Origin of the sequence: Psychroflexus salinarum, from assembly GCF_042677225.1 — a bacterium.
Taxonomy (GTDB): domain Bacteria; phylum Bacteroidota; class Bacteroidia; order Flavobacteriales; family Flavobacteriaceae; genus Psychroflexus; species Psychroflexus salinarum.
This window is the reverse complement of record NZ_JBHTIV010000005.1, coordinates 395,813-416,941: the sequence shown is the minus strand read 5'-3', so window position 1 is coordinate 416,941 and position 21,129 is coordinate 395,813. Positions and strand designations below refer to the sequence as shown.

The window sequence follows — 21,129 nt, the reverse complement described above, 5'->3', positions numbered from 1 at the left end:
AACAATAGTAACCAATTAGAGCTATGCTAATTAGAATCGTTCTAAATAAAATACAATATTAAATGGCACTAATGTCTGATAAAAATGTCGCTGGAGGTTCAGAGAAATTTATTGAGATAGAAGAAGGGATATCCATCTTATCGATTAAAAATGATTCTGACCATGAAGAATGTATTACACATAATATAAGTGCAGACTTTATTCAATTTCATTTTTGTGTAAAAGGTGAAATAAAATTCAATTTTAATGAAGGGCGTTATGCTTTAAATATAAAAGAAGACAGTTCATTATTACTTTACAATCCAGAAAGAGATTTACCGATTAATCTTGAAGCTATGTCAGAATCTTGGTCGGTTTCTATTTTAATATCAATTAAAAAACTCCACACTTTGTTTTCGGCTGAAGCCAATTATATTGATTTTCTTACTGAAGATAATCGCGATAAGAAATTCTACAAAGAAGTTATGGTTTCACCAGCTATGGCCGTGATTTTAAGTCAAATATTGAATTTCAATTTACATCCCTCAGTCAGAAAAATATATCTAAAGGGGAAAGCTTATGAATTAATAGGGCTTTATTTCAACCGACCTGCAGAAGCAGATATCGAACAATGTCCATTTCTAGATGATGAAGACAATGTGAAGAAGATAAAGTTGGCAAAAACCATCATCTTACAACGTATGACAGAGCCTCCAACTCTGCAAGAACTTTCTGATGAGGTAGGATTAAGTTTAAAGAAACTGAAAGAAGGATTTAAGGAAATTTATGGAGATACGGTTTTCTCTTTTCTGTTTGATTATAAAATGGATTACGCCAGAAAATTGCTTGAAAAAGGTCAGCATAACGTGAACGAAGTCGGGCTAAGTATAGGTTACAGTACTGCAAGTCATTTTATTTCTGCTTTCAAGAAAAAATTTGGGACTACACCCAAAAAATATATTCAGGGGTAATCACTTAATAAGTAATCGTTTGTTGGTGACTTCAAATCCTGAAAGGACATCCCTACAAAATCTGTAGCCCTGCAGGTCAATAAAAAATGTTTCTACAACTGTGCCTTTTAAATCCTTTAAACTACCCAGCAATAAAAAATAAACTGATGGTGAAGTGTACAAAGGGATTTCAGTTCTAGTACTAGTGTTCACAAGAATATTATAAGATTCAAATCGATGAGCTAATGTATCTTTTGGTTCGATACGAATGTGCTTTAATTTCTTATTATCTACAATCGTATCTTTTACTTTATCCATTCTGAATTTACTTCTAGCTTGTTTTATGGATTCTGAAATGTTTGGGACCCCTTCTCTAAAACCCATCATGATATTATTCGCTCTCAAGAAATCCGTTTTTACAAATTGATTGACTGCTATATAATTTCCATAATTAGTTAATTCCACGGATATAACTTCGTTTTCAGTATTATTAAAATTCAGAAATGATGTATTGTCTGTATTGTTTCCATAAAAGGCTTTGTCGTAAATTACTGTTCCGATGGGATGCTCACATTCTTGATGTTCGAAGTAATGTATCCTATTGAAAAATAACTTGTCTTGGCTATACATCTTACTGTTCAAAGGAATTATAAGAATAAACGCAAGGATGAGTTTTAATTTCATAAGTAATTATTTTACTGAAACAAATTTAGAATCTTTATTGTAGAATCTCCAGGGTAACTCTGCATCTTCTTCTGCATAATCTATACCAATTCTCGTTGTTTCTTTAATACTTGATGGTTTAAACTTCATATCTTCTATCCAAATGTAATCACCTGTTATGCTAAATGTATTATGTGATTTTGAAATTCCTAATGCTTTGGAAACATTTCCAGGGCCAGAGGTCAGCGTTTTATCCACTTTGGCTTTTCCTCTACGCTCTTTCATTGTTTCAATGCCCTGATTTGGCTCAATAGCTCTTACTAAAATAGCATCAGCATTTCCTTTAGTATTAGTAACGATATTAAATAGGTGATGAATACCGTAGCATAAATACACATATGCTATTCCACCAGATTCGTACATGACTTTTGTTCGCTTGGTAAATCTGCCGAGATGAGCGTGGCAGGCTTTATCTCCCTTTCCAGCATAAGCTTCAGTCTCAGTGATAAAACCGGAGGAAAGAACTCCATCAATACAAGTATTTAATTGCATACCTATTAAATCTTTTGCGAGAAAAACTACATCGTCATTTTCAAAATAAGTTTTGGAAAGTGGTTGGGGCATAAATCTAATTTTAATTTTAAAATAACTAAATTTCGAACTCAAACATTGACTTCCTATGAAAACTTTAATGTTCTGTTTTATAATGATGATAACTATGGTACAAAATTTAACTATTTACGATTTTGAAGAAAACAAAAATCTATCAGATTGGATAATTGTGAATGATAGAGTTATGGGTGGAGTTTCACAAAGCTCAATTCAACTTAATGAAGATGGAAATGCGGTTTTTTCTGGTCAGATCTCTTTGGAAAATAATGGCGGATTTGCTTCAGTTAGATATGAAACAACGATTAAAAATGTTCAGAATTATTCCTATGTGAATCTTAGAGTGAAGGGTAAAGCTTTTACTTATCAATTCAGAATTAAGAAAAGCCAAGGTGAGACGCACTCTTATGTTCAGGAATTTGAAGTGACTCCAGAATGGAAAACTGTTCAATTAAAACTTTCAACCTTTTACCCAAGATATAGAGGTAGAAGTTTAAATTTGCCCAACTTTGAAGCTGATGTAATTCAGGAAGTTGCCGTATTGATAGGAAACAAAAAGAAAGAAGAATTTCAATTAGAAATCGATAAGATCTATTTATCCAAATAAAAATTTATGAACGAAGCCGATAAAAAATTTGTTGACAACTGGGAGAAAATTAAAAGTCAAGGCAAAGCAAAATACATCATCAAACACGGTGTGGGATTTGGAATTTTGATATTCGTTGTCAACTTAGTTATAAACTATTGGGACAAATGGGGACAGTTGAGTAATACCGACTTTTTTGTACAACTAGCCATTTCAATTTTTTTAGGAGGTGGGATTTATGGTATTTTTTCCTGGACCTTGAATGATTATATTTATCGAAAGAAACTGAAGGATAATTGAGGTTTCCTATAAGATTTCACCTCGTGCACAGTTTTTTTTAGGTTGAACGCACTAAATGTCAGGTCGAGCGCAGTCGAGACCTTATTTTACTTAGAAAACTTAAAAAAACCTCTCGACTGCGCTCGAGGTGACACTTAATCATTATTATACTTGGAATGTGTTGCGTTCCTGCATTCTGATAAAATTTGCAACAAGTCAAAATCTCCATTTGCCAAAGCATATTTTTCTTTGCACTCCATTTCTTGATTTTCTTCTCAAAATATATAGCTTGATCTACCTCATTAAATTCCTGTTGGAAAATAAGTTTGACAGGTCTTCTTTTAAAAGTAAAACAACTCATATTTAAACCTTTTTGGTGCTCTTCTACGCGTCGGCTCAAATTATTGGTTATTCCAGTATAAGTTTTGGAATCAGAGCATTGTAATATGTAAACATAGTATGTTTTCAACTTTTTAATAAATATTAAAAGTAGCTAACTTGAAAATCAACATCTAATTTAAATATAAAGTTGAGAATCCTGAAAATTAATTAAACAACTAAATCTCACTCTGGAATCATAGCTTTCAAATCTTCCAAAGTATTAGCATCTTCAATTTTTTTGTCTTGTCTCCAGCGAAGAATTCTAGGAAAACGAGTGGCGATACCACTCTTGTGACGTTTGGATTCGGCGATGCCTTCAAAGGCAATTTCAAACACGTGCTCATGTTCCACACTTCTCACGGGACCAAATCGCTCAATGGTATTTTTCTTGATCCAGGCATCTACTTTTTTAAATTCTTTATCGGTAAGCCCGGAGTAGGCTTTGGCAAAAGTGACCAATTCGGTTTTATCGTCATTCCACAAAGCAAAAGTGTAATCTGTAAATAAGTTACTTCTTCTGCCGTGACCCCGCATAGCATAAGTAAGCACCGCATCAATACTAAAGGGATCTGACTTCCATTTCCACCAGTCTACCTTTTTACGGCCAACCCCATAGCTGGAATCTGCTCGCTTTATCATGAGTCCTTCAGACTTGATGTCTCTTGCTTTCTCTCGCTCTTTTGCCATTTCTTTCCAAGAGGAAAACCGCATAGTTTCAGACAGGTGGAAAGGTTTTATTTGAGTGGAACACTTCGCAAAAAGTTCATCTAGAATTTCTCTACGCTTTTCAAAAGGGGTAGACCGAATGTCTTCCCCCTTGTGTTCCAAAATGTCGTAAGCCTTCAATATAACAGGTAGCTTTTTCAGAAGAGATTTGCTTATATTTTTACGACCTATTCTGGTTTGTAAATCTTTAAAATCTCCAATATCATCTCCTGGATATGGTAAAATTTCACCATCGAGTACAGTTCCATCTGGAAGGACTTCAGTAAACGCTTCAAACTCTGGATATTTATCGGTTACCAATTCTTCGCCACGACTCCACACAAAAAGCTGTCCTTTTCTCACAATCAGTTGCGAGCGAATCCCATCCCACTTGTGTTCAGCGATCCACTCTTCTGGATTTCCAAGTTCTGACGCATCCTCTTCAATAGGGTAAGCCAGATAAAAAGGATAAGGTTTGGACAAGTAATCTGCTTCATTCTCTTCTAAAATCAATTCAGAATAAGAGATTTTATTCGGATCCCAGTTTCCCATTAGTTTGAAGGCTAGAATATCTTCATCGATTCCTGTTGCTTCGGAAAGTGCGCGTGTCATCAACTTCTGACTTACACCTATCCTGAAACCTCCAGTTATTAATTTGGTAAATACAAAACGCTCATAATAATTCAGCTGACTCCAATTCTCAATGAGGTATTCTTTTTTTTCTTCTTCTGATTTTGGTTTGAGTTGAATTATTTCTTGTAGGTAATGGCTTAAACTTTTTTCGGTAGTTTTTACTTTTTCGGGAACGACTAAAGCGATGGTTTCTGCAAGGTCACCAACAATGTGATAGGATTCTTCAAAAAGCCATAAAGGAATATCTGCCAAATCTGAAGCATAACCTCTTATTAAAGTACTGTTGACAGGTCTTGGAGGTCTTCTGTGGGATAAAATGGCAATGGTCCAGACCTTGTCAGAATCTGAAGCTTTTTGAAAGTATTCACTCAAGGCTTCCACCTTTCTATTGGTTTTGTTCGTACTATCTATCGTTTTTACCAATTGAGCAAAATCCTTCATACACCTTTAATCTGTCGTCTGGTCATCTCCTGATTTTGATTTTAGAAGTCTATTGATGTAAGAATCATTTTCGTTAGAAATTTTTTCAGCAAGATCACTTCCAAATAATTGTCTAGCCATGGTAGCCTTTAGATACTTTTCTAATACATGACTCGTGCTTCCGAAATTGTAATTCATATTGAAGTCGCCCAGATATTGAGTATATTGATCTAGAACTTCTTCTGTAATGAGGGTTCTTTCCAAAAAATCATCTTGAGAAAGTGAATTGTAAAATTTTCTATTTTCATCCAACAAGTCAAAAACAAATCGGTCCATCACTCCGCCCTCATACATGAATTTTATGTCTTGAATGGCTTGAGAAGAGTTCCTAGGCACAAAAATATCTGGGATTATTCCACCACCACCGTAAACAATCTTACCTTCTGGTGTTTCATACCTTAGAGAATCATCAGTAGCGATGCTATCTTTACTTAAAAGCTCACCATTGGAATAGCGTTCCATGTATTTAGAGTAATATGCATCGCTATTACCATTTTCGTATGGTCTCTGTATAGAACGACCTGTAGGAGTGTAATATCTGGCAACAGTTAATCTTACAGCGCTTCCATCACCTAGGTTCATCTCTCTTTGTACGAGACCTTTACCAAATGAACGTCTGCCTACAATAGAACCTCTGTCGTTATCCTGAATAGCGCCAGCAACTATTTCACTCGCTGAAGCAGACTTTTCGTCTATAAAAACAATTAAGTTTTGATTTTCATATTCGCCCCGTTCACTGGAAAAAGTCTCATTTAAGTCACCGTTTTTGTTTTTGGTGAATAACAGTAATTTTCCATCTGCAATAAATTCATCTAGAATAAGGGTCGCTTGTTTTAAAAACCCACCCCCATTACTTCTAAGGTCCAATATGACACTCTTCATTTGTGGAGTGGAAAATTGTTTCATTTTAGACTTGAATTCAGTGTAAGTAGATTCAGCAAAGCGATTGATTTTTATATAACCCAAAGTATCATTGACCATGTAGCCCGCATCAACACTGGTGAGCGGAACAACACCTCTATTGATTTCAAAATCAAGTAAATCGTTTTCTCCGAGTCGTTTTACTTTTAGGTTGACTTTAGAATTGGCGGGACCTTTTAAAATGCTGGTCAGCGAATCGTTACTCATATCATTACCAAACAAGGGAATAGCATCAGCATATAAAATTCTATCACCAGCCTCCAGCCCTGCCTTTTCTCCTGGACCTTTTTCCAAAGTTCTTATAACGGCAATCGTGTCCTTGATGGTATAAAAACTGATACCAATTCCAACAAAATCGCCGCGCATATTATCCTGAACATAGTCATAGTCTTGACTAGAGATGTAAGCAGAATGCGGGTCTAAGTTTTCTAAAATGGAATTGACTGTGATATCTACAATGCTATCTGTATTGACTTCATCCACATACTCTTTGTCGATGAAATTGATGAGTCTATTTAATTTCTGTTGTTTGGAGGAAGAATTGGCAAAGGAATTTTGTTGGAAATTCAAAATATCTCCAAGTAATATTCCAGCTACAAATACTACTGAAATAAGAATCGGTAGCATTATTTTCATTCCTCTATTCATTCTTCAAGATCTTCAATGTGTTCTAGTTTTACTCCGGCTTTTCTTAAAAAATCTAAACCAGAATTATCTTTATATACCACTTGATAAACAACACGAATTATGCCAGCTTGATGTATCAATTTGCTACACTCTTTACATGGTGACAAGGTGATGTAAAGCGTAGCGTTTTTGGAGGATTGCGTGGAAGCTGATACTTTCAGTATTGCATTTGCTTCCGCATGTAGTACATACCATTTGGTAATGTCTTCATCATCTTCACAAGAGTTATCAAAGCCACTCGGTGTACCATTGTAACCATCAGAAATGATCATGCGATCCTTTACAATAATGGCTCCCACCTGTTTACGCTTGCAATGGGATAATTTTCCCCATTCTCTAGCGATTCGCAAGTAAGCTTTATCAAATTTGAGTTGTTTTTCTGTTGTCATTCGGAAAATAAATTCGAATATAAAACTTATGGGTCTTTACAAGCGTTAAGAAGCTGCTTAAATTTACTTAAACTCTAATATATTGATTCTGATAATGTTTAGAAAATCCAATTGTCAATAAGAATTGGTAGTGTCACGCCCAGAACCAGAGAGGAAATGACCAAAATCCAATCTCTCTTTGAAAATCTAAAAACATTTTGAACTATAAAACTTAAGAGCAGTACTACAAAAACTACCAAAATTTGTGCTAGTTCTATACCGAGGGCAAATTCTACCAACATGAGAAAAATATTATCCGCGCTTTTGGCAAGCATATTGAAATAGGTGGAAAATCCAAAGCCATGAACCAAACCAAAAAAGAAAGTCACAAAATAAAGGAAGTTAATTTTGCTTTTACCTTTTGATTTTCCTGCAGTAAAAATATTGTAAATCGCAGTAAAAATAATACTTACAGGAATTAAAAATTCGATAATATCACTGTTAATCCTCAAAATATCATAGGCTGATAGAGCCAATGACAAAATGTGACCTATAGTAAAAAGAGTCACTAGCCAAATCACCTTTTTGCTTTGTTGAAATGTATAAGAAGCGACTAAAACCGTAAGAAATAGCACATGGTCATAAGCGTTCCAGTCTAAAACATGATCAAAACCCAGTTTGAGATATAGCCAAAAATCGTCCATTTAGTAAAAATTATGTTTAGTTGATAAAAATATATAAAAATTGCTTCTGAACTTGCTTTTGAGAATCTAAATGCAAAAATAGTAGACCTATGATTTCTACACGTCTCAAATTTGTTTATTTTTGTTGTCAATGGGGGATTAGCTCAGTTGGCTAGAGCGCCACGCTGGCAGCGTGGAGGCCATCGGTTCGAATCCGATATTCTCCACCAAAACCACTTCGAAAGAGGTGGTTTTTTTGTTTTTAAAATAAGACGTAAATTTTCCAAGAGCTTTGGAAATAGTTCGTTACTATGCAATATTTTACTTACATATTAGAATCTTTGAAGGACGGCCGATTTTATATCGGCCAGACTCAAGATTTGAACAAAAGACTTGAAGAGCAGAACAGGGGGTTTTCTAGATGCACTAAACCCTACAGACCCTGGAAGTTAATTTGGCAACAAAGCCTTAACACCAGAAAAGAAGCATATCAACTTGAGCAAAACTCAATCAACGTACATCCCATTTAAATAGTCTTTTTCTACAGGGAGTCTTTTAATTTCCATTTGTATAGGAATACTATCGTTTAGAGTTCCGGTGATGAATGTATAGTCTTTGAATTGAGCATCAATATATTCGATGGGATGATTGGTTGTCGACCAAAACCTCATAAATAAATCCTCATTTTCAATAGTATAGCTGCCATAATGAATGCTGTCGTTGACTGATAAAACAAGTATATTATTTTTTTCAAAAAACAGCATAGGTGTAGAACCAAGTGTTCCTTTCTTAAATTCAATAGTTTTGTTTTCAATTTCCGTATTCTTAATCTCATAACTTCCAATAAGATTGTAATCAAACGAAGAAATGACCACGAAGGAAAATATGAAATAGGCCACTGGAAAAAGGATGACATAACCAATGCGAAGTTTTTTCCAAATAGTATTTTTAACCGAAAAGGCTTCTCCACTTAGTTTACCACCCAATTCTATAAAAAATTTATACAAATCCTTTCGGTACTCAAATAGTAAGGCTATAGTCAATACTAAAGTCATGGTGATATGTCTTTTAACCTCATACACCATATCAAATTCAAAGTTTATAATGAAAACATTTAAGCACACCCCTAAAGAGATCAGAAGCCCAAGTAGTCTTGTTCTTTTAAAGACTATCAAAACACCTACTGCCAATTCTGTAAGCCCTATAAAAATATTGTAAGCATACGACCTTCCAAAGAAGGACATCATAAGTTCTGGTTTAGGTAGTTCTGCTAAGGGGACAAAAGCTCTGTAGTGAGACATTCTAAATTGCATCTGAAGCAGCTTTGGTATAGCAAGCACTATCATATCTATGGACAGCAAAATAATAGCCAGATATTTAGCGAATGTGATGACTTTTTTAAGGGTGATGTTTGTCATTTTATATAGATCAATTGTTATCGATTTTTATAGGTTTTTGAATTTGATTTAATCAGCAAATAGGGTATGCCTAGAATCAAAGCTAAACCTAAAGCGTAAAATTCATAATCTGAATTACTCGTCCAATAGGCTTCTACCAACCCGGTAATTACAATAAAAGCCATTCCAAACATTACGTTATTCATCAAATTTGCAATGCCTTCTACATCGTACTTTTCTTTTTCTTGCTTGGTCATGGTGTTGTAGCCAGCAATCAAGGAATACATTTTTCCATACTTTATCAAAATGCCAAGAAGGATAAACACTATAGGAACTGCAAGCATAAGCTGATGTTTTAAAGAACTAAACAAGAATTCTCTGATTTAAATATATAGATTGAATAGAAATATAATTCTATAAAGATCTAATCTACTAAAATTTGACTTTTAAAACTAAATTATTTTAAGCCTGTCAAAATCCTATCTTTAGCCCTTCAGAAAAAACCATGAACAGAACCTTAGCAAGATACAGACAGACTGCCTTTGGTCAATTTGTAGTTCGGCATCAAAAGTACGCTCCTGTGCTTTTCTTTATCGGAGGATTTATTTTTGATACGCTTACTTTAGGACGAATAGACCGCACCTACGATACGGTCGTGCTTTGCTCTCACATGATTTTTTTATCCCTCACCCTATATTTATATAATTTAGTAGATGATGGTAAATGGAGAGACACCTTTATAGATCGTTTTTCTGAATATTTTCCGCTGGCTATACAGTTTTTCTTTGGAGGGCTTTCCAGTGCATTTGTGATTTATTTTTTTAGAAGTGTATCCATGTCCAAAACTATGGCATTCTTTATTTTGCTGGTTCTGCTCTTGTTTGCCAATGAGTTTCTAAAAAAGAAAATATCCAACAAATACCTTCAGTTTAGTGTTTATTTCTTTATAAATTTTACATTTTTTGCCTTTATGATTCCTATGTTGATAAAAGAAATGAACACTTTTATTTTTATCATTTCTGGATTTATAAGTTTTGCTAGTACGCTTGCACTCATTACATTCATTTACACTTCAAGCCCAAGTACAAGGCTGGAAATAAGCTTAAAAAAATTGATAAGTCTTATTCTCGTTTTATATGTATCCATCAACGTGTTTTACTATTTTAGTTTAATTCCTCCGGTCCCACTAGCGATGGAAACTGGACTGGTGGCTCATGATGTCCAAAAAAATGATAATGAATATAGCGTCACCTATGAAAAAGAGGACTGGTATATATTTTGGCGATCACACCAGATCAATTTTCATCGTGAAGCTGATGAACCTGTATACGTATTCACTTCCATTTTTGCCCCAACCGACTTAAACAAATCAGTTTTTCACCGGTGGAAATGGTACAATCCTGAAACTAATAACTGGGAGGTAACAGAAGATATTGGATTTGAAGTTACTGGCGGACGTGGCCGGGGTTTTCGTGGATATACTTACAAAAACAATGTTAGGGAAGGGCAGTGGAAGGTTCATGTCATTACTGAAGAAGAATTGTTAATCGGTGTTGTTGATTTTGTGATTAAAAACACATCAGAATCTCTACAAAAAGGTCTGATAGAAAAATCATTTTAAAGAAATCTAGCTAATAATACCTTTATAAAATTTTCAAATCAATGGCTCATTTTTGGTGACTGTATTTAATTTCTCAAGGATTCAATGGCATACCATAATCTTTGCTGCGCTTGATCCTGAGAGCCAAAAATACTCCTGTATTGGTTTAAGCTTTGACCCAATACAATCCAATGTGGTGTGCCTTTGCATTCGAAGTAGTTATAAGCTTCTGCTTTAGGGCCCATGTAAATGTCAAAAAAGTGAGGCTTTGGTGGTGAAAATGTCAAGCATTTCTGTTTTAGGAAACAACTGGTTTATAAGATTTTATTGCTAGAGAATCATTTTTTTAAAAACTGAATGTTTTGATCCACAAATTTTCCAACGGAGAGTCCTTGTTTTTTTCCCTCATATATTGCGGATTTATAATGAATGCCTCCGTAAAGCCTGCTAATAATAGCTTCATCTGCAGCAGATTTAAAAGATTTAAATGATCTGGTTGGCAGACCATAAGACACTTCTGTCGAATCTTCAAATTCAAAATTATCCCCAAAAATTGTGGTTAGAACTTCTGCAGATGCACTGGAAACAACAGAGTGTCCACTCGTATATTCTGGAAATGGAGGGGTTTGTAAAATCGGTAACCATTCTGGGTCTATCTGTTTATTAATAAGCGTTTCTGGTCTTACCAGATTGCTTCGGTATTTTTCGTCCCAACAGCTTATAAAAGCATCAGCTATACCGATAGATGTTTTGGTCTGTGTATATACGGTCTTTGCAAAATTTGCATCAGTTTTTTCATTAGCAATTTTACAAATGCCAATCCAATGTGCTCCAGGTGTTATTTTTTTTTCAGCAAACATAAAGTGCCCTTTGTTTACGGACACAAAAGGATTGCAGTCCCAAAATCGGGCAATTGCAATTTCTTCACTATCATCTCCTTTTTCCCTAATGTCATTATTAATTTTATATACAGACATGACTTCTTTATGAAATTGAGAACCAGGGTCCATTGAAAATTCTGGGGGTCTAACAGGTTTAAACTGCGATGCAGAGTCTAATATAAAAGGCCTTAATTTATTCCAATGCGGCTCAATCCCCTTCATATATGCTGGCGGAGTAGGTTGCCAGACCGAAGGATCATCAGAATATATGTTGTATTCTGGCATGGTACGGGTTTCAATATAACCATCTTTGTTCATCCATTTGATGATCTGTTCGGAGATTTCTAAACCATAATTTTTAGCTGCTTCAAACTCTTTTGGGTTTGTACCTTTCCATACCTCATAAAGACTATCTCTGTAGCTGATCATCATTTCTTTAGAAAAAACCAATTCTTTAGACACATTAAAATGAGCTATTAAGGCTGCAAGATTGAGGTTAATTTTATTTTCATCAGAATTTATTTTAAGTGCTTTTAAGCCGTTCAATTGTGATGTGAGAGTTTGATAATCTTTACTATTTTGATTAAGCGTTTCGTAAGCTGCTATATTTGGATATACATAAATTCTACTGGCTACAGGTGGAGAAAATATATCGTGAACCATAATTTCAGTAAGCTTATCAATTGCATTGTGATAATCTTGTCTTTTTATGATTATAGACTTGTCCTCTTTTTGGCAAGAAGATAAACAACAAGTTATTACTAAAAATATGCTAAGAATTATTATTCTCATTTTCGAAACTCTTTATTTATATGAATAACATTTAATTGTACCGTTATTGGGCACAACAATCAGTAATTTAAAATTCTTCATACTCAAATTTTCAATCTCTTTTATCTGATTATTGAACGGTTCTATACCTAGATCAGAAACAAAATCATAGTTGCTTTCATGTTCAGTCAAAAGACCTTTTAAAGCAGTGTAAGCTCCATGGTATGTATTTACCCGTAATGAATTACCACCCACCATCAACTGGTTTTTAGCATTGAGTTGTAATTCAGAAAAGCTTGTTATGGGTGCTAACTGAAAGTCATCTGAAAAAGGAATAAATCTATTAAATTCTCCATTTTCGTTTAATAGATAGCCCGAAGCTAGGGTTTCAACCTTATAACTTTCAGCTTCTTTTAATGAACCACTAGTCATAACTTCTTCGATGTTTTTCCCAGCCATACTCTTGTGATCTAGAAACCTTTTGCTCATCACATTCATTTGTGAAGCAAGCTCATCCTTGGTGTTTAATGGATAGTATTCACCATCACTATTATATGCTATAATAACTTCTTCTACACCATTTTTATCAAAATCTGAATAATACATCATCAACGGCCCATCAAAGTTGAGGTTGAATTTGGTGTTTAATCCCCAATTTCCAAATAAAATATCTTCATCTCCGTCTTTGTCAATATCAAAAAATGTCGCCGTTTGCCATAAGCCATTGAGCTTTTCTGGGAGCTTCATTTCTTTCAATTTTCCGCCATTATTTATGAAGATGTACGGGCGATCCCATTCTGTTGTGATGACTAAATCTTTTGTACCATCTGCATTGACATCATACCATTTTGCATCTGTTACTTTAGAATTTAGCTTGAAATTCTCATCTTTTGTAAAATGACCCTTTCCATCATTTTTTAAGATGTAAGAGTCTACCATTTCACCAAAATTTCCCAATTGAGAATAATTTCCAACAAAGAAATCTTGATCTCCATCTCCGTCATAATCATAAGCGATTACTGTTGAGGTTATAAAACTATCTTTAGGAATATTATTTTTTGCTTTTATGAAAATACCGTCATTATTTATATATAGACGGTCCGATTTATAGTTTGGATTTTTATTAGCTCCTGAGGCTACATATAAATCTAAATCTCCGTCATTGTCCACATCACCCCACACTGCAGCATTGTCTTCAAAATTCATATCTTCAATAAACGCTGGCTGATCTGACTTTTCGAAACTCAAGCCATTATTCAATAGCAATTGTGCTGGTTGACCTGCAGCATTGCCTAAGAAAACATCTTCATAACCATTATTGTCAACATCGGCAATAGCAACAGCAGGGCCAAGTGTAGATACTTTGTAAGGAATAAGTTTCTCCTCAGCAAAGTCATTATAATTATCTTCTTTGTGAGTGAAATTTATGAGGTCAACTTTTTTGAATAGGTTATTTTTTTCTTGATTATCATAATTATAAACCTGTCCACCTTCTTGGAAATTTACAATTAGCGTGGAGTTTATTTCTGGCTGAGTAATAACTTGATAGTCATTATTAGGCCAGATGACTTTAATAGAATCAACTTCCACGGTTTCACCAAGACCAAAATGCAATTTGGCTTCTACGGAAGATAGGAAGCCTCTGGATTTAAATAACTGTTTGAGTTGAGTTTTTCCGTTGCTGTATACTATTGCTTTAGAACCAACACCTTCTTTATTTCCTGCTAAATAGTTCAATTTTAAGTTGAGGTAATTTGCTTTTTCATTAGTCGTATTTTCAAAAATGGAAGCCGTTTGGTTAAAGTTGTTTGTGACCAAATCCAAATCTCCGTCCAAATCTAAATCCACATAAATGGCACCATTAGAAAGTTGTGGTTCATTTTTAATCCAATTTCCAGTCCGGTTTTTGAAAGTTTCAGAATTACCTTGAAAAATTTCATTGGCTACATTACCACTAGGCATTTTATCAATGGAGTTATATAGCCATTTCAAGCCTTCGTTTTCGCTCCTTCCTTTAAAGGCACTTGATACATATTTTTTAAAATCTAAACTGTTTGGCCTGCGTAAAATACCGTTTGAAATGAATAAATCCTGATGGGTGTCGTTGTTAAAATCAGCAAATAGGGGTGCCCAACTCCAGTCTGTATCAGCGACTTCGTTCAAAAGAGCAGTTTCTATGAAATAGTCTCCATTTTGATTGATCTGAAGCATATTTCTTGAGAATTGATCTTTGTAACCTAGTTTTTTAAGATGTGCTTGCATATTGAACATAGCATCATCGCCTTCAGTTTCTTTCAAAAGATGTTCTTCTTTAGGCAGCATATCCAAGGTTATCAAATCCTGATACCCGTCGCCATTAATGTCTGCAGCATCGCTCCCCATTGAAAACCTGCTTATCGTCGTGAAAGCTTTATCAAGACTTTCTTTGAATGTGCCATCCTGGTTATTGATATAGTAATAATCATCTTCATGAAAATCATTACAAACATAAATGTCGTCCCAGCCGTCGTTATTAAAATCTGCAATCGTAGCACTAAGGCCATAGCCATTGACACCTCCAAAAATATTTGCTGATTCGCTTACATCTACAAATTTACCGTTATCATTTCTGAGTAAAACATCACCAACATTTGGCGCGCGTTCGTTTCTTAATTCTGCTCTACCGTGTGATAAATTGGTGTGGACAGCATGATTTACAATGTAAACATCTAAATCAGCATCTTTATCGTAATCGAAAAAGTAAGCTTGAGTAGAGTAGCCTTTAAAATCTAAACCATAAGATTTAGCATCTTCTGTAAAGGTACCATCGCCATTATTTATAAAAAGTTCGTTATGTCCAGTAAAGTCCAACAATCCTGAAACAGCACAAACATAAATATCAAGTAAGCCATCATTATTGATGTCTACCATAGTTACACCTGTATTCCAGCTTGCGTTTCCTTTAATATTAGCTTGCTCTGAAACGTCTTCAAATTCTAGGTTCCCTTTGTTTAGATATAGTTTATTCTCACCTGTATTAGCTACAAAAAACAGATCTGGTAAACCATCACCATTTACATCACCTGTTGCCACACCTCCTCCATTGTAATAATAAATATAGTTGATGATGCTGTGCTCAGCATCTTCTGTGACCGTATTTTTGAAATTGACACGGCTTCTTTTTACAGGGACTTCTTTAAATAAAAAGTTGTCGTCAGATTTATTTCTGCAACTCCAAAAAAGGATAATGGAGAATAATAATGTTAAGTTAAATTTCGCTTTAATAATAGTTATATTTTAAGTCAAAATTATGAATTATTTTTTTTAAAAACAAGCGTGTTTAATCAATAAGATGAGAATCAATTCAAAGGAAAGTAAATTTTTTCAACTATTGGTAAATTATAAAACTTGGACTAAAAATTTGATTTACAATATTTTATAAATGATAGTCACTCTTACTTTGATAATAATTTACCTGAGGATTGACTTTTGATGATAGAATTAAAGGTGTTTAGGAGGTTAAAGAAGTCATTAAATCTGTAAATATGAAATTATGATTTAAAACCAAAATATATCTTAATTTCTCAAGGATTCAATGGCATACCATAATCTTTGCTGCGCTTGATCCTGAGAGCCAAAAATACTTCTGTATTGGTTTAAGCTTTGATCCAAAACAATCCAGTGTGGTGTGCCTTCGCATTCGAAGTAATTATAAGCTTCTGCTTTAGGGTCTATGTAAATTTCAAAAGGTGAGGCTTTGGTGGTGAAAATGTCAAGGATTTCTGTTTTAGGAAAGGATTGATTTCCAAAATTGGTATGAATGACAATCAAGTTTATTTCAGGAAATTCACGAGTTAATTCATAGGCAAAAGGAATGGCTCTTCCAGTACAACCTAAGCAATAGGTATTGTAGAAAAGGATAAGGTTTATTTGCCCTTCCTTTAGTAGATTATGAATAGAAAGTATTTCATTTTCTAGTGATTCGAGTTGAATTTCCATTTTGAGTTTAATTGAAGTGCTTTTCTTTAAAAAAAGAACAAATTTACGACGTTCACTAATTTATTTAATAACTTTAAAACCTAGCTTAATTTAAATTTTAAATAAACCATATCAGAATGAACATCAAAAAAGTTTTAGTTGCCAACAGAGGAGAGATTGCTATAAGAATTTTTCGGGCTTGTACAGAAATCGGTATAAGAACAGTTGGAATTTACACTTATGAAGATAGATATTCTTTACATAGATACAAAGCCGACGAATCTTACCAAGTTGGTGATGATAAAGAACCCCTGAAGCCTTATTTAGACATCGACGAAATTATTCGTGTTGCCAAAGAAAACGGTGTTGATGCAATACATCCTGGTTATGGTTTTCTTTCTGAGAATGCAAAATTTGCCCAAGCTTGTGAAGATAATGATATTGTTTTTGTAGGGCCTAAAGTAGATGTTCTGAAATCTTTAGGCGATAAAGTAACCGCTAAAAAAGTAGCTATCGAGAATGAGGTTCCCATCATTGAAAGCAACAAAAAGGATTTGACCTCTCTAGAAATCGCTACAGAAGAAGCAGAACGAATTGGTTTTCCTTTGATGCTGAAAGCCGCTTCTGGTGGTGGAGGTCGTGGAATGCGAGTCCTGAGAAGTATGGATGAGCTCGAAAATGCTTACGGCGAATCAAGACGTGAAGCCAAAAATGCCTTCGGTGATGAAACGGTTTTTCTTGAAAAATTCATAGAAAATCCAAAGCATATCGAAATCCAGATTGTTGCCGACAATCATGGAAATATCCTTCACCTTTTTGAAAGAGACTGCTCTGTGCAGCGACGCTATCAAAAAGTAATTGAATTTGCGCCTTCCAAAGATTTAGATGAAACGGTCAAGGACAATCTTTATAAATATGCTGTTAAAATTTGTAATGCGGTAAACTATAACAACATTGGAACCGTAGAATTTCTTGTGGATGATGACGGAAGTATTTATTTTATTGAAGTGAATCCACGTGTCCAAGTTGAACATACAGTGACTGAAGTGGTGACAGGGATAGATCTGATTAAAACTCAACTTTATATTGCCGATAATTACAAACTATCCGATGAAGAAATAAAGCTCCCTAACCAAGAATCGGTTTCTATAAATGGATATGCAGTTCAATGTAGAATTACTACAGAAGATCCTAAAAACGACTTCAAGCCAGATTATGGGACAATTACGACTTACAGAAGTGCTTCAGGGTTTGGAATTCGCCTAGATGCCGGAAGTGTTTACCAAGGGGTGAAGATTTCACCATTCTTCGATTCGATGCTGGTGAAAGTATCTGCAAGCAGCAGAACTTTGGATGATGCTTGTAGAAAAATGCGTCGTGCCTTGGCAGAATTTAGAGTGCGTGGGGTGAAAACCAACATGGCTTTCCTCGATAATATATTGAAAGATGCGACTTTTCGTGAAGGAAAAGTAACAGTGAATTATATTAAAAACACACCTGAACTTTTCAACATCAAAGAGCCTAGAAACCGAGCTACCAAAATGGTTCATTTCTTAGGCGATATAACGGTCAATGGAAATACAGACGTAAAACATACTGTTGATAATCCGAATTTTTTAAAACCTGAAGTTCCTAGAACAGCTAAGACAGAGCCTCATCAAAAAGGCACAAAAGATTTATTGACAGAACTTGGCCCAGAAGAATTTTCGAAGTGGTTATCTAATGAGAAGAAAATTCATTTCACAGATACAACTATGCGAGATGGACATCAGAGTTTGCTGGCAACACGTATGCGAACTTATGACATGCAAAAAGTCGCAGAAAATTATGCTAAATCTCATCCTGAAATTTTCAGCATGGAAGTTTGGGGCGGAGCGACCTTTGATGTTTGTATGCGATTTCTGAAAGAAAATCCATGGGAGCGACTCAAACTTTTAAGAAAAGCAATGCCAAATATTTTATTGCAAATGCTTCTAAGAGGTTCCAATGGTGTGGGTTATACCGCTTATCCAGACAACTTAATAGAGCGATTTGTGACAGAATCCTGGGAAAATGGTATCGATATCTTTAGAATTTTCGATTCTCAAAACTGGATGAAATCTATTGCTCCCTGTATAGAATATGTGAGAAAAAATACAGGTGGTTTAGCTGAAGCTTCGATGTGCTACACGGGTGATATTATGGATCCTAACCGAACCAAATACACTTTAAAATATTATACTCAGTTAGCTAAAGATCTTGAAAATGCTGGAGCCCACATCTTGGCAATAAAAGATATGGCTGGATTGCTCAAGCCAAATGCAGCGAAGGAATTAGTGTCTGCTTTAAAATCTGAAGTCAAGATTCCTATTCATTTGCATACTCATGATACTTCGTCAATGCAAGCGTCTACATATCTCAATGCTATTGAAGCTGGTGTAGATGTCGTTGATGTTGCGCTTGGAGGCTTGTCTGGATTAACTTCGCAACCCAATTTTAATTCTCTGCTCGAAGTGTTGAAATATCACCCAAGAGAAAATAAAATGGATACCGAAAAGCTCAACGAATACTCTATCTACTGGGAACAGGTGAGAACTTACTATTACCCATTTGAGTCTGGATTAAAATCTGGAACGGGTGAAGTGTATAAGCATGAAATTCCAGGAGGGCAATATTCCAATTTGAAGCCACAGGCAGAATCATTAGGTCTTGCCGATAGATTCCATGAGATCACAGATATGTATGCTAAGGTGAATGAGCTTTTCGGAGACATCATCAAGGTAACTCCAAGCTCTAAAGTGGTTGGTGACATGGCTCAATATCTAGTCAGTAATAACCTAAGTATTGAAGATGTTTTAAAAGATGGGGAGAATCTTTCTTTTCCACAGTCTGTGGTGAGTTTTTTCAAAGGAGATTTGGGTCAGCCAGTTGGTGGTTTTCCTGAGAAAATACAGAAGATCATTTTAAAAGGAGAAAAGCCATACACAGATAGACCTAACGCACATTTGGAGCCAGTTGATTTTGAGAAAGAATTCAAAGAATTTCAAAATATATTTTCGGACGACATGGATAGAGTGTTAGAGTTTACAGACTTTTTATCTTATAAATTGTATCCAAAAGTATTTACAGAAGCTTACAATCATCACCTTAAGTATGGTAGTGTTTTTAATATTCCAACCAAGAATTTTTTCTACGGAATGGAACCAGGAGAAGAAATTGTTGTAGAACTTGACCGCGGAAAAACTTTGCTGATTACGCTTGTTTCTGTAGGAAGAACTGATGATGATGGAATGGCTACTGTTTTCTTTAAGGTTAATGGACAAACGCGAAATATCCAGGTTAGAGATGAAAATGTAAAAGTTGAAAAGGTTTCTCACAAAAAAGCAGATAAGTCTGATGAAAAACAGATTGGGGCGCCGCTTCAGGGCTCACTTACAGACATACTTGTGAAAAAAGGGGATAAGGTGAAGAAAAACCAACCCTTATTTATCATCGAAGCTATGAAAATGGAAACAACCGTTACTGCCAATGCGGAAGGTGAAGTGAGTAATATTGAGCTTAAACCTGGAATTATGGTATATGCAGATGATCTGGTTGTCGAACTTAAGTAATTACAGTTTAATTTTATTTACAAAGCCCTTTCAAATTGAAGGGGCTTTTGTATTTAATTTATTCAAATCTCTAAGCATTAAAACTTATTGTAAAACCTTCAGTTGAATCTTTAAAAACAGGACGTAAGTTTCAAGTGATTATTTAGTTTGAAGTTAACTTGCTTTACATTTTTAATCTATGTAAGCCCAAAATCACCAGAAATCAAACATTTAAAAAAGATTTACAGCCACTTGTAAAGCACCATAATCCTGCAGACTGTTCCACATGACTGTTGCAGAAACTGGGATGGAATACCGGTCAAAGACCTTTAAGGTTTTGGAATAGGTAGCGCCATAATTATTGAAGCCAGTTTTATCTCCATAAAAATGATTGTCACTTACAAATGAAAAGGCTGCACCAACGTAAAGGCTAAGGTTCCAATCTTTACCATCTGTTACTATATAGGAAGCTTCCACATAATTGGTAAAGGCATTTCTTAAGTCTCCGCTGGAATTGACGTAAGTGTCCCTTCCCTGTACGATAGTGCTCCATGAGGTTTGTAGTGGGAAATTCTCAAAAGCATATGTAACAGAAACATCGATGAAGTGTGAGGTTTCTGCTCTGTCATAATTAAAAATTTGTGCATCAGGAAAATCTGTGTAGTTATTGATATCCCAAATGGCAAACGTCCAGGTTTCGTGGCTGAAGGATATGTAGTAATCAAACTCAGTATAATTTCCTGCGAAACCAACACCACCCCAAAGTCCAGCTTCAAACTTCCCGCTTTTTGAAGTGTAATATACATTTGCTGCTGTCATGGCTTCATCTGTTACACGATAGCCTCTCCATAAATGCATGTTTTTGACAGTGAGATTGAATTCGAAAGGGCGATATTTATCCTCAGTTTCTAAACTATCCTTCGGAATCAAATCTGGAATTGATCGATCATCTCCTTGTGCATAAACCGAAGTAAATGCAAAGAGGAATCCAATCAGACTGTATTTTCTGATATTGTACACCATAAATATA

20 protein-coding genes and 1 tRNA gene are annotated in these 21,129 nt (G+C 34.9%); 7 read left to right on the top strand and 14 right to left on the bottom strand.

Annotation, left to right across the window (positions count from 1 at the left end; translation table 11 throughout):
- Positions 1–62: 62 nt before the first annotated feature.
- Positions 63–950: an AraC family transcriptional regulator gene (locus ACFQ0R_RS04065; RefSeq protein WP_379657098.1), complete on the top strand. Its 888-nt coding sequence runs from the start codon at positions 63–65 to the stop codon at positions 948–950.
- Here ACFQ0R_RS04065 and ACFQ0R_RS04060 read toward each other — a convergent pair whose 3' ends face one another.
- Positions 951–1,613: a hypothetical protein gene (locus ACFQ0R_RS04060; protein ID WP_379657097.1), complete on the bottom strand. Its 663-nt coding sequence runs from the start codon at positions 1,611–1,613 to the stop codon at positions 951–953.
- 6 nt (positions 1,614–1,619) lie between these two features.
- Positions 1,620–2,216, bottom strand: a complete 597-nt coding sequence (locus tag ACFQ0R_RS04055; protein WP_379657096.1) for a DNA-3-methyladenine glycosylase — start codon at positions 2,214–2,216, stop codon at positions 1,620–1,622.
- 94 nt (positions 2,217–2,310) lie between these two features.
- On the opposite strand from ACFQ0R_RS04055, the gene ACFQ0R_RS04050 reads away from it, so the two are divergent.
- The gene (locus tag ACFQ0R_RS04050; RefSeq protein ID WP_379657095.1) at positions 2,311–2,808 is read left to right on the top strand and encodes a CIA30 family protein; all 498 of its coding nucleotides are present in this window, start codon (positions 2,311–2,313) and stop codon (positions 2,806–2,808) included.
- Positions 2,809–2,814: 6 nt separating this feature from the next.
- A complete protein-coding gene (locus tag ACFQ0R_RS04045) occupies positions 2,815–3,087 on the top strand; it encodes a hypothetical protein (protein ID WP_379657094.1) in 273 nt (90 codons plus the stop codon).
- A 58-nt stretch (positions 3,088–3,145) separates the two neighbouring features.
- Here ACFQ0R_RS04045 and ACFQ0R_RS04040 read toward each other — a convergent pair whose 3' ends face one another.
- The 5 genes from ACFQ0R_RS04040 to ACFQ0R_RS04020 all read right to left on the bottom strand — a co-directional run bounded on the left by ACFQ0R_RS04040 (position 3,146) and on the right by ACFQ0R_RS04020 (position 7,945).
- Positions 3,146–3,466: a GIY-YIG nuclease family protein gene (locus tag ACFQ0R_RS04040; RefSeq protein WP_379657441.1), complete on the bottom strand. Its 321-nt coding sequence runs from the start codon at positions 3,464–3,466 to the stop codon at positions 3,146–3,148.
- A gap of 164 nt (positions 3,467–3,630) precedes the next feature.
- Complete coding sequence (locus tag ACFQ0R_RS04035) at positions 3,631–5,226, bottom strand: ATP-dependent DNA ligase (protein WP_379657093.1); 1,596 nt, start codon at positions 5,224–5,226, stop codon at positions 3,631–3,633.
- Between the two features lie 6 nt (positions 5,227–5,232).
- A complete protein-coding gene (locus ACFQ0R_RS04030; RefSeq protein WP_379657092.1) occupies positions 5,233–6,834 on the bottom strand; it encodes a S41 family peptidase in 1,602 nt (533 codons plus the stop codon).
- Positions 6,831–7,262, bottom strand: coding sequence for a deoxycytidylate deaminase (locus ACFQ0R_RS04025; protein WP_379657091.1), 432 nt, complete (start codon positions 7,260–7,262; stop codon positions 6,831–6,833). The genes ACFQ0R_RS04030 and ACFQ0R_RS04025 overlap by 4 nt, the downstream gene beginning before the upstream one ends.
- 98 nt (positions 7,263–7,360) lie before the next feature.
- Complete coding sequence (locus ACFQ0R_RS04020) at positions 7,361–7,945, bottom strand: HupE/UreJ family protein (protein WP_379657090.1); 585 nt, start codon at positions 7,943–7,945, stop codon at positions 7,361–7,363.
- A 132-nt stretch (positions 7,946–8,077) separates the two neighbouring features.
- On the opposite strand from ACFQ0R_RS04020, the gene ACFQ0R_RS04015 reads away from it, so the two are divergent.
- Both ACFQ0R_RS04015 and ACFQ0R_RS04010 read left to right on the top strand, forming a co-directional pair.
- Positions 8,078–8,154, top strand: a tRNA-Ala gene (locus ACFQ0R_RS04015).
- Between the two features lie 81 nt (positions 8,155–8,235).
- Positions 8,236–8,454: a GIY-YIG nuclease family protein gene (locus tag ACFQ0R_RS04010; protein WP_379657089.1), complete on the top strand. Its 219-nt coding sequence runs from the start codon at positions 8,236–8,238 to the stop codon at positions 8,452–8,454.
- Here ACFQ0R_RS04010 and ACFQ0R_RS04005 read toward each other — a convergent pair.
- Positions 8,431–9,342, bottom strand: coding sequence for a hypothetical protein (locus ACFQ0R_RS04005; protein ID WP_379657088.1), 912 nt, complete (start codon positions 9,340–9,342; stop codon positions 8,431–8,433). The genes ACFQ0R_RS04010 and ACFQ0R_RS04005 overlap by 24 nt on opposite strands.
- Positions 9,343–9,359: 17 nt before the next feature.
- Positions 9,360–9,665 (bottom strand): DUF3784 domain-containing protein, encoded by a 306-nt coding sequence (locus tag ACFQ0R_RS04000; RefSeq protein ID WP_379657087.1) that lies wholly within the window; start codon positions 9,663–9,665, stop codon positions 9,360–9,362.
- A 161-nt stretch (positions 9,666–9,826) separates the two neighbouring features.
- Between ACFQ0R_RS04000 and ACFQ0R_RS03995 the strand changes: the two genes are divergently transcribed.
- On the top strand, positions 9,827–10,942 hold the full coding sequence (locus ACFQ0R_RS03995; RefSeq protein WP_379657086.1) for a DUF2914 domain-containing protein: 1,116 nt from the start codon (positions 9,827–9,829) through the stop codon (positions 10,940–10,942).
- A 65-nt stretch (positions 10,943–11,007) separates the two neighbouring features.
- Here ACFQ0R_RS03995 and ACFQ0R_RS03990 read toward each other — a convergent pair whose 3' ends face one another.
- From ACFQ0R_RS03990 to ACFQ0R_RS03975, 4 genes are all read right to left on the bottom strand, one after another.
- A complete protein-coding gene (locus tag ACFQ0R_RS03990; protein WP_379657085.1) occupies positions 11,008–11,208 on the bottom strand; it encodes a hypothetical protein in 201 nt (66 codons plus the stop codon).
- A 51-nt stretch (positions 11,209–11,259) separates the two neighbouring features.
- Positions 11,260–12,594 (bottom strand): vanadium-dependent haloperoxidase, encoded by a 1,335-nt coding sequence (locus ACFQ0R_RS03985; protein ID WP_379657084.1) that lies wholly within the window; start codon positions 12,592–12,594, stop codon positions 11,260–11,262.
- A gap of 12 nt (positions 12,595–12,606) precedes the next feature.
- On the bottom strand, positions 12,607–15,645 hold the full coding sequence (locus tag ACFQ0R_RS03980) for a VCBS repeat-containing protein (protein WP_379657083.1): 3,039 nt from the start codon (positions 15,643–15,645) through the stop codon (positions 12,607–12,609).
- A 483-nt stretch (positions 15,646–16,128) separates the two neighbouring features.
- Entirely contained in the window at positions 16,129–16,551 is a 423-nt protein-coding gene (locus ACFQ0R_RS03975; RefSeq protein WP_379657082.1) for a TlpA family protein disulfide reductase, read from the bottom strand.
- 116 nt (positions 16,552–16,667) lie between these two features.
- Between ACFQ0R_RS03975 and ACFQ0R_RS03970 the strand changes: the two genes are divergently transcribed.
- Complete coding sequence (locus ACFQ0R_RS03970; RefSeq protein WP_379657081.1) at positions 16,668–20,120, top strand: pyruvate carboxylase; 3,453 nt, start codon at positions 16,668–16,670, stop codon at positions 20,118–20,120.
- A gap of 210 nt (positions 20,121–20,330) precedes the next feature.
- Here the strand turns inward: ACFQ0R_RS03970 and ACFQ0R_RS03965 are convergent, their stop codons facing one another.
- Entirely contained in the window at positions 20,331–21,122 is a 792-nt protein-coding gene (locus ACFQ0R_RS03965; RefSeq protein WP_379657080.1) for a hypothetical protein, read from the bottom strand.
- Positions 21,123–21,129: the final 7 nt, after the last annotated feature.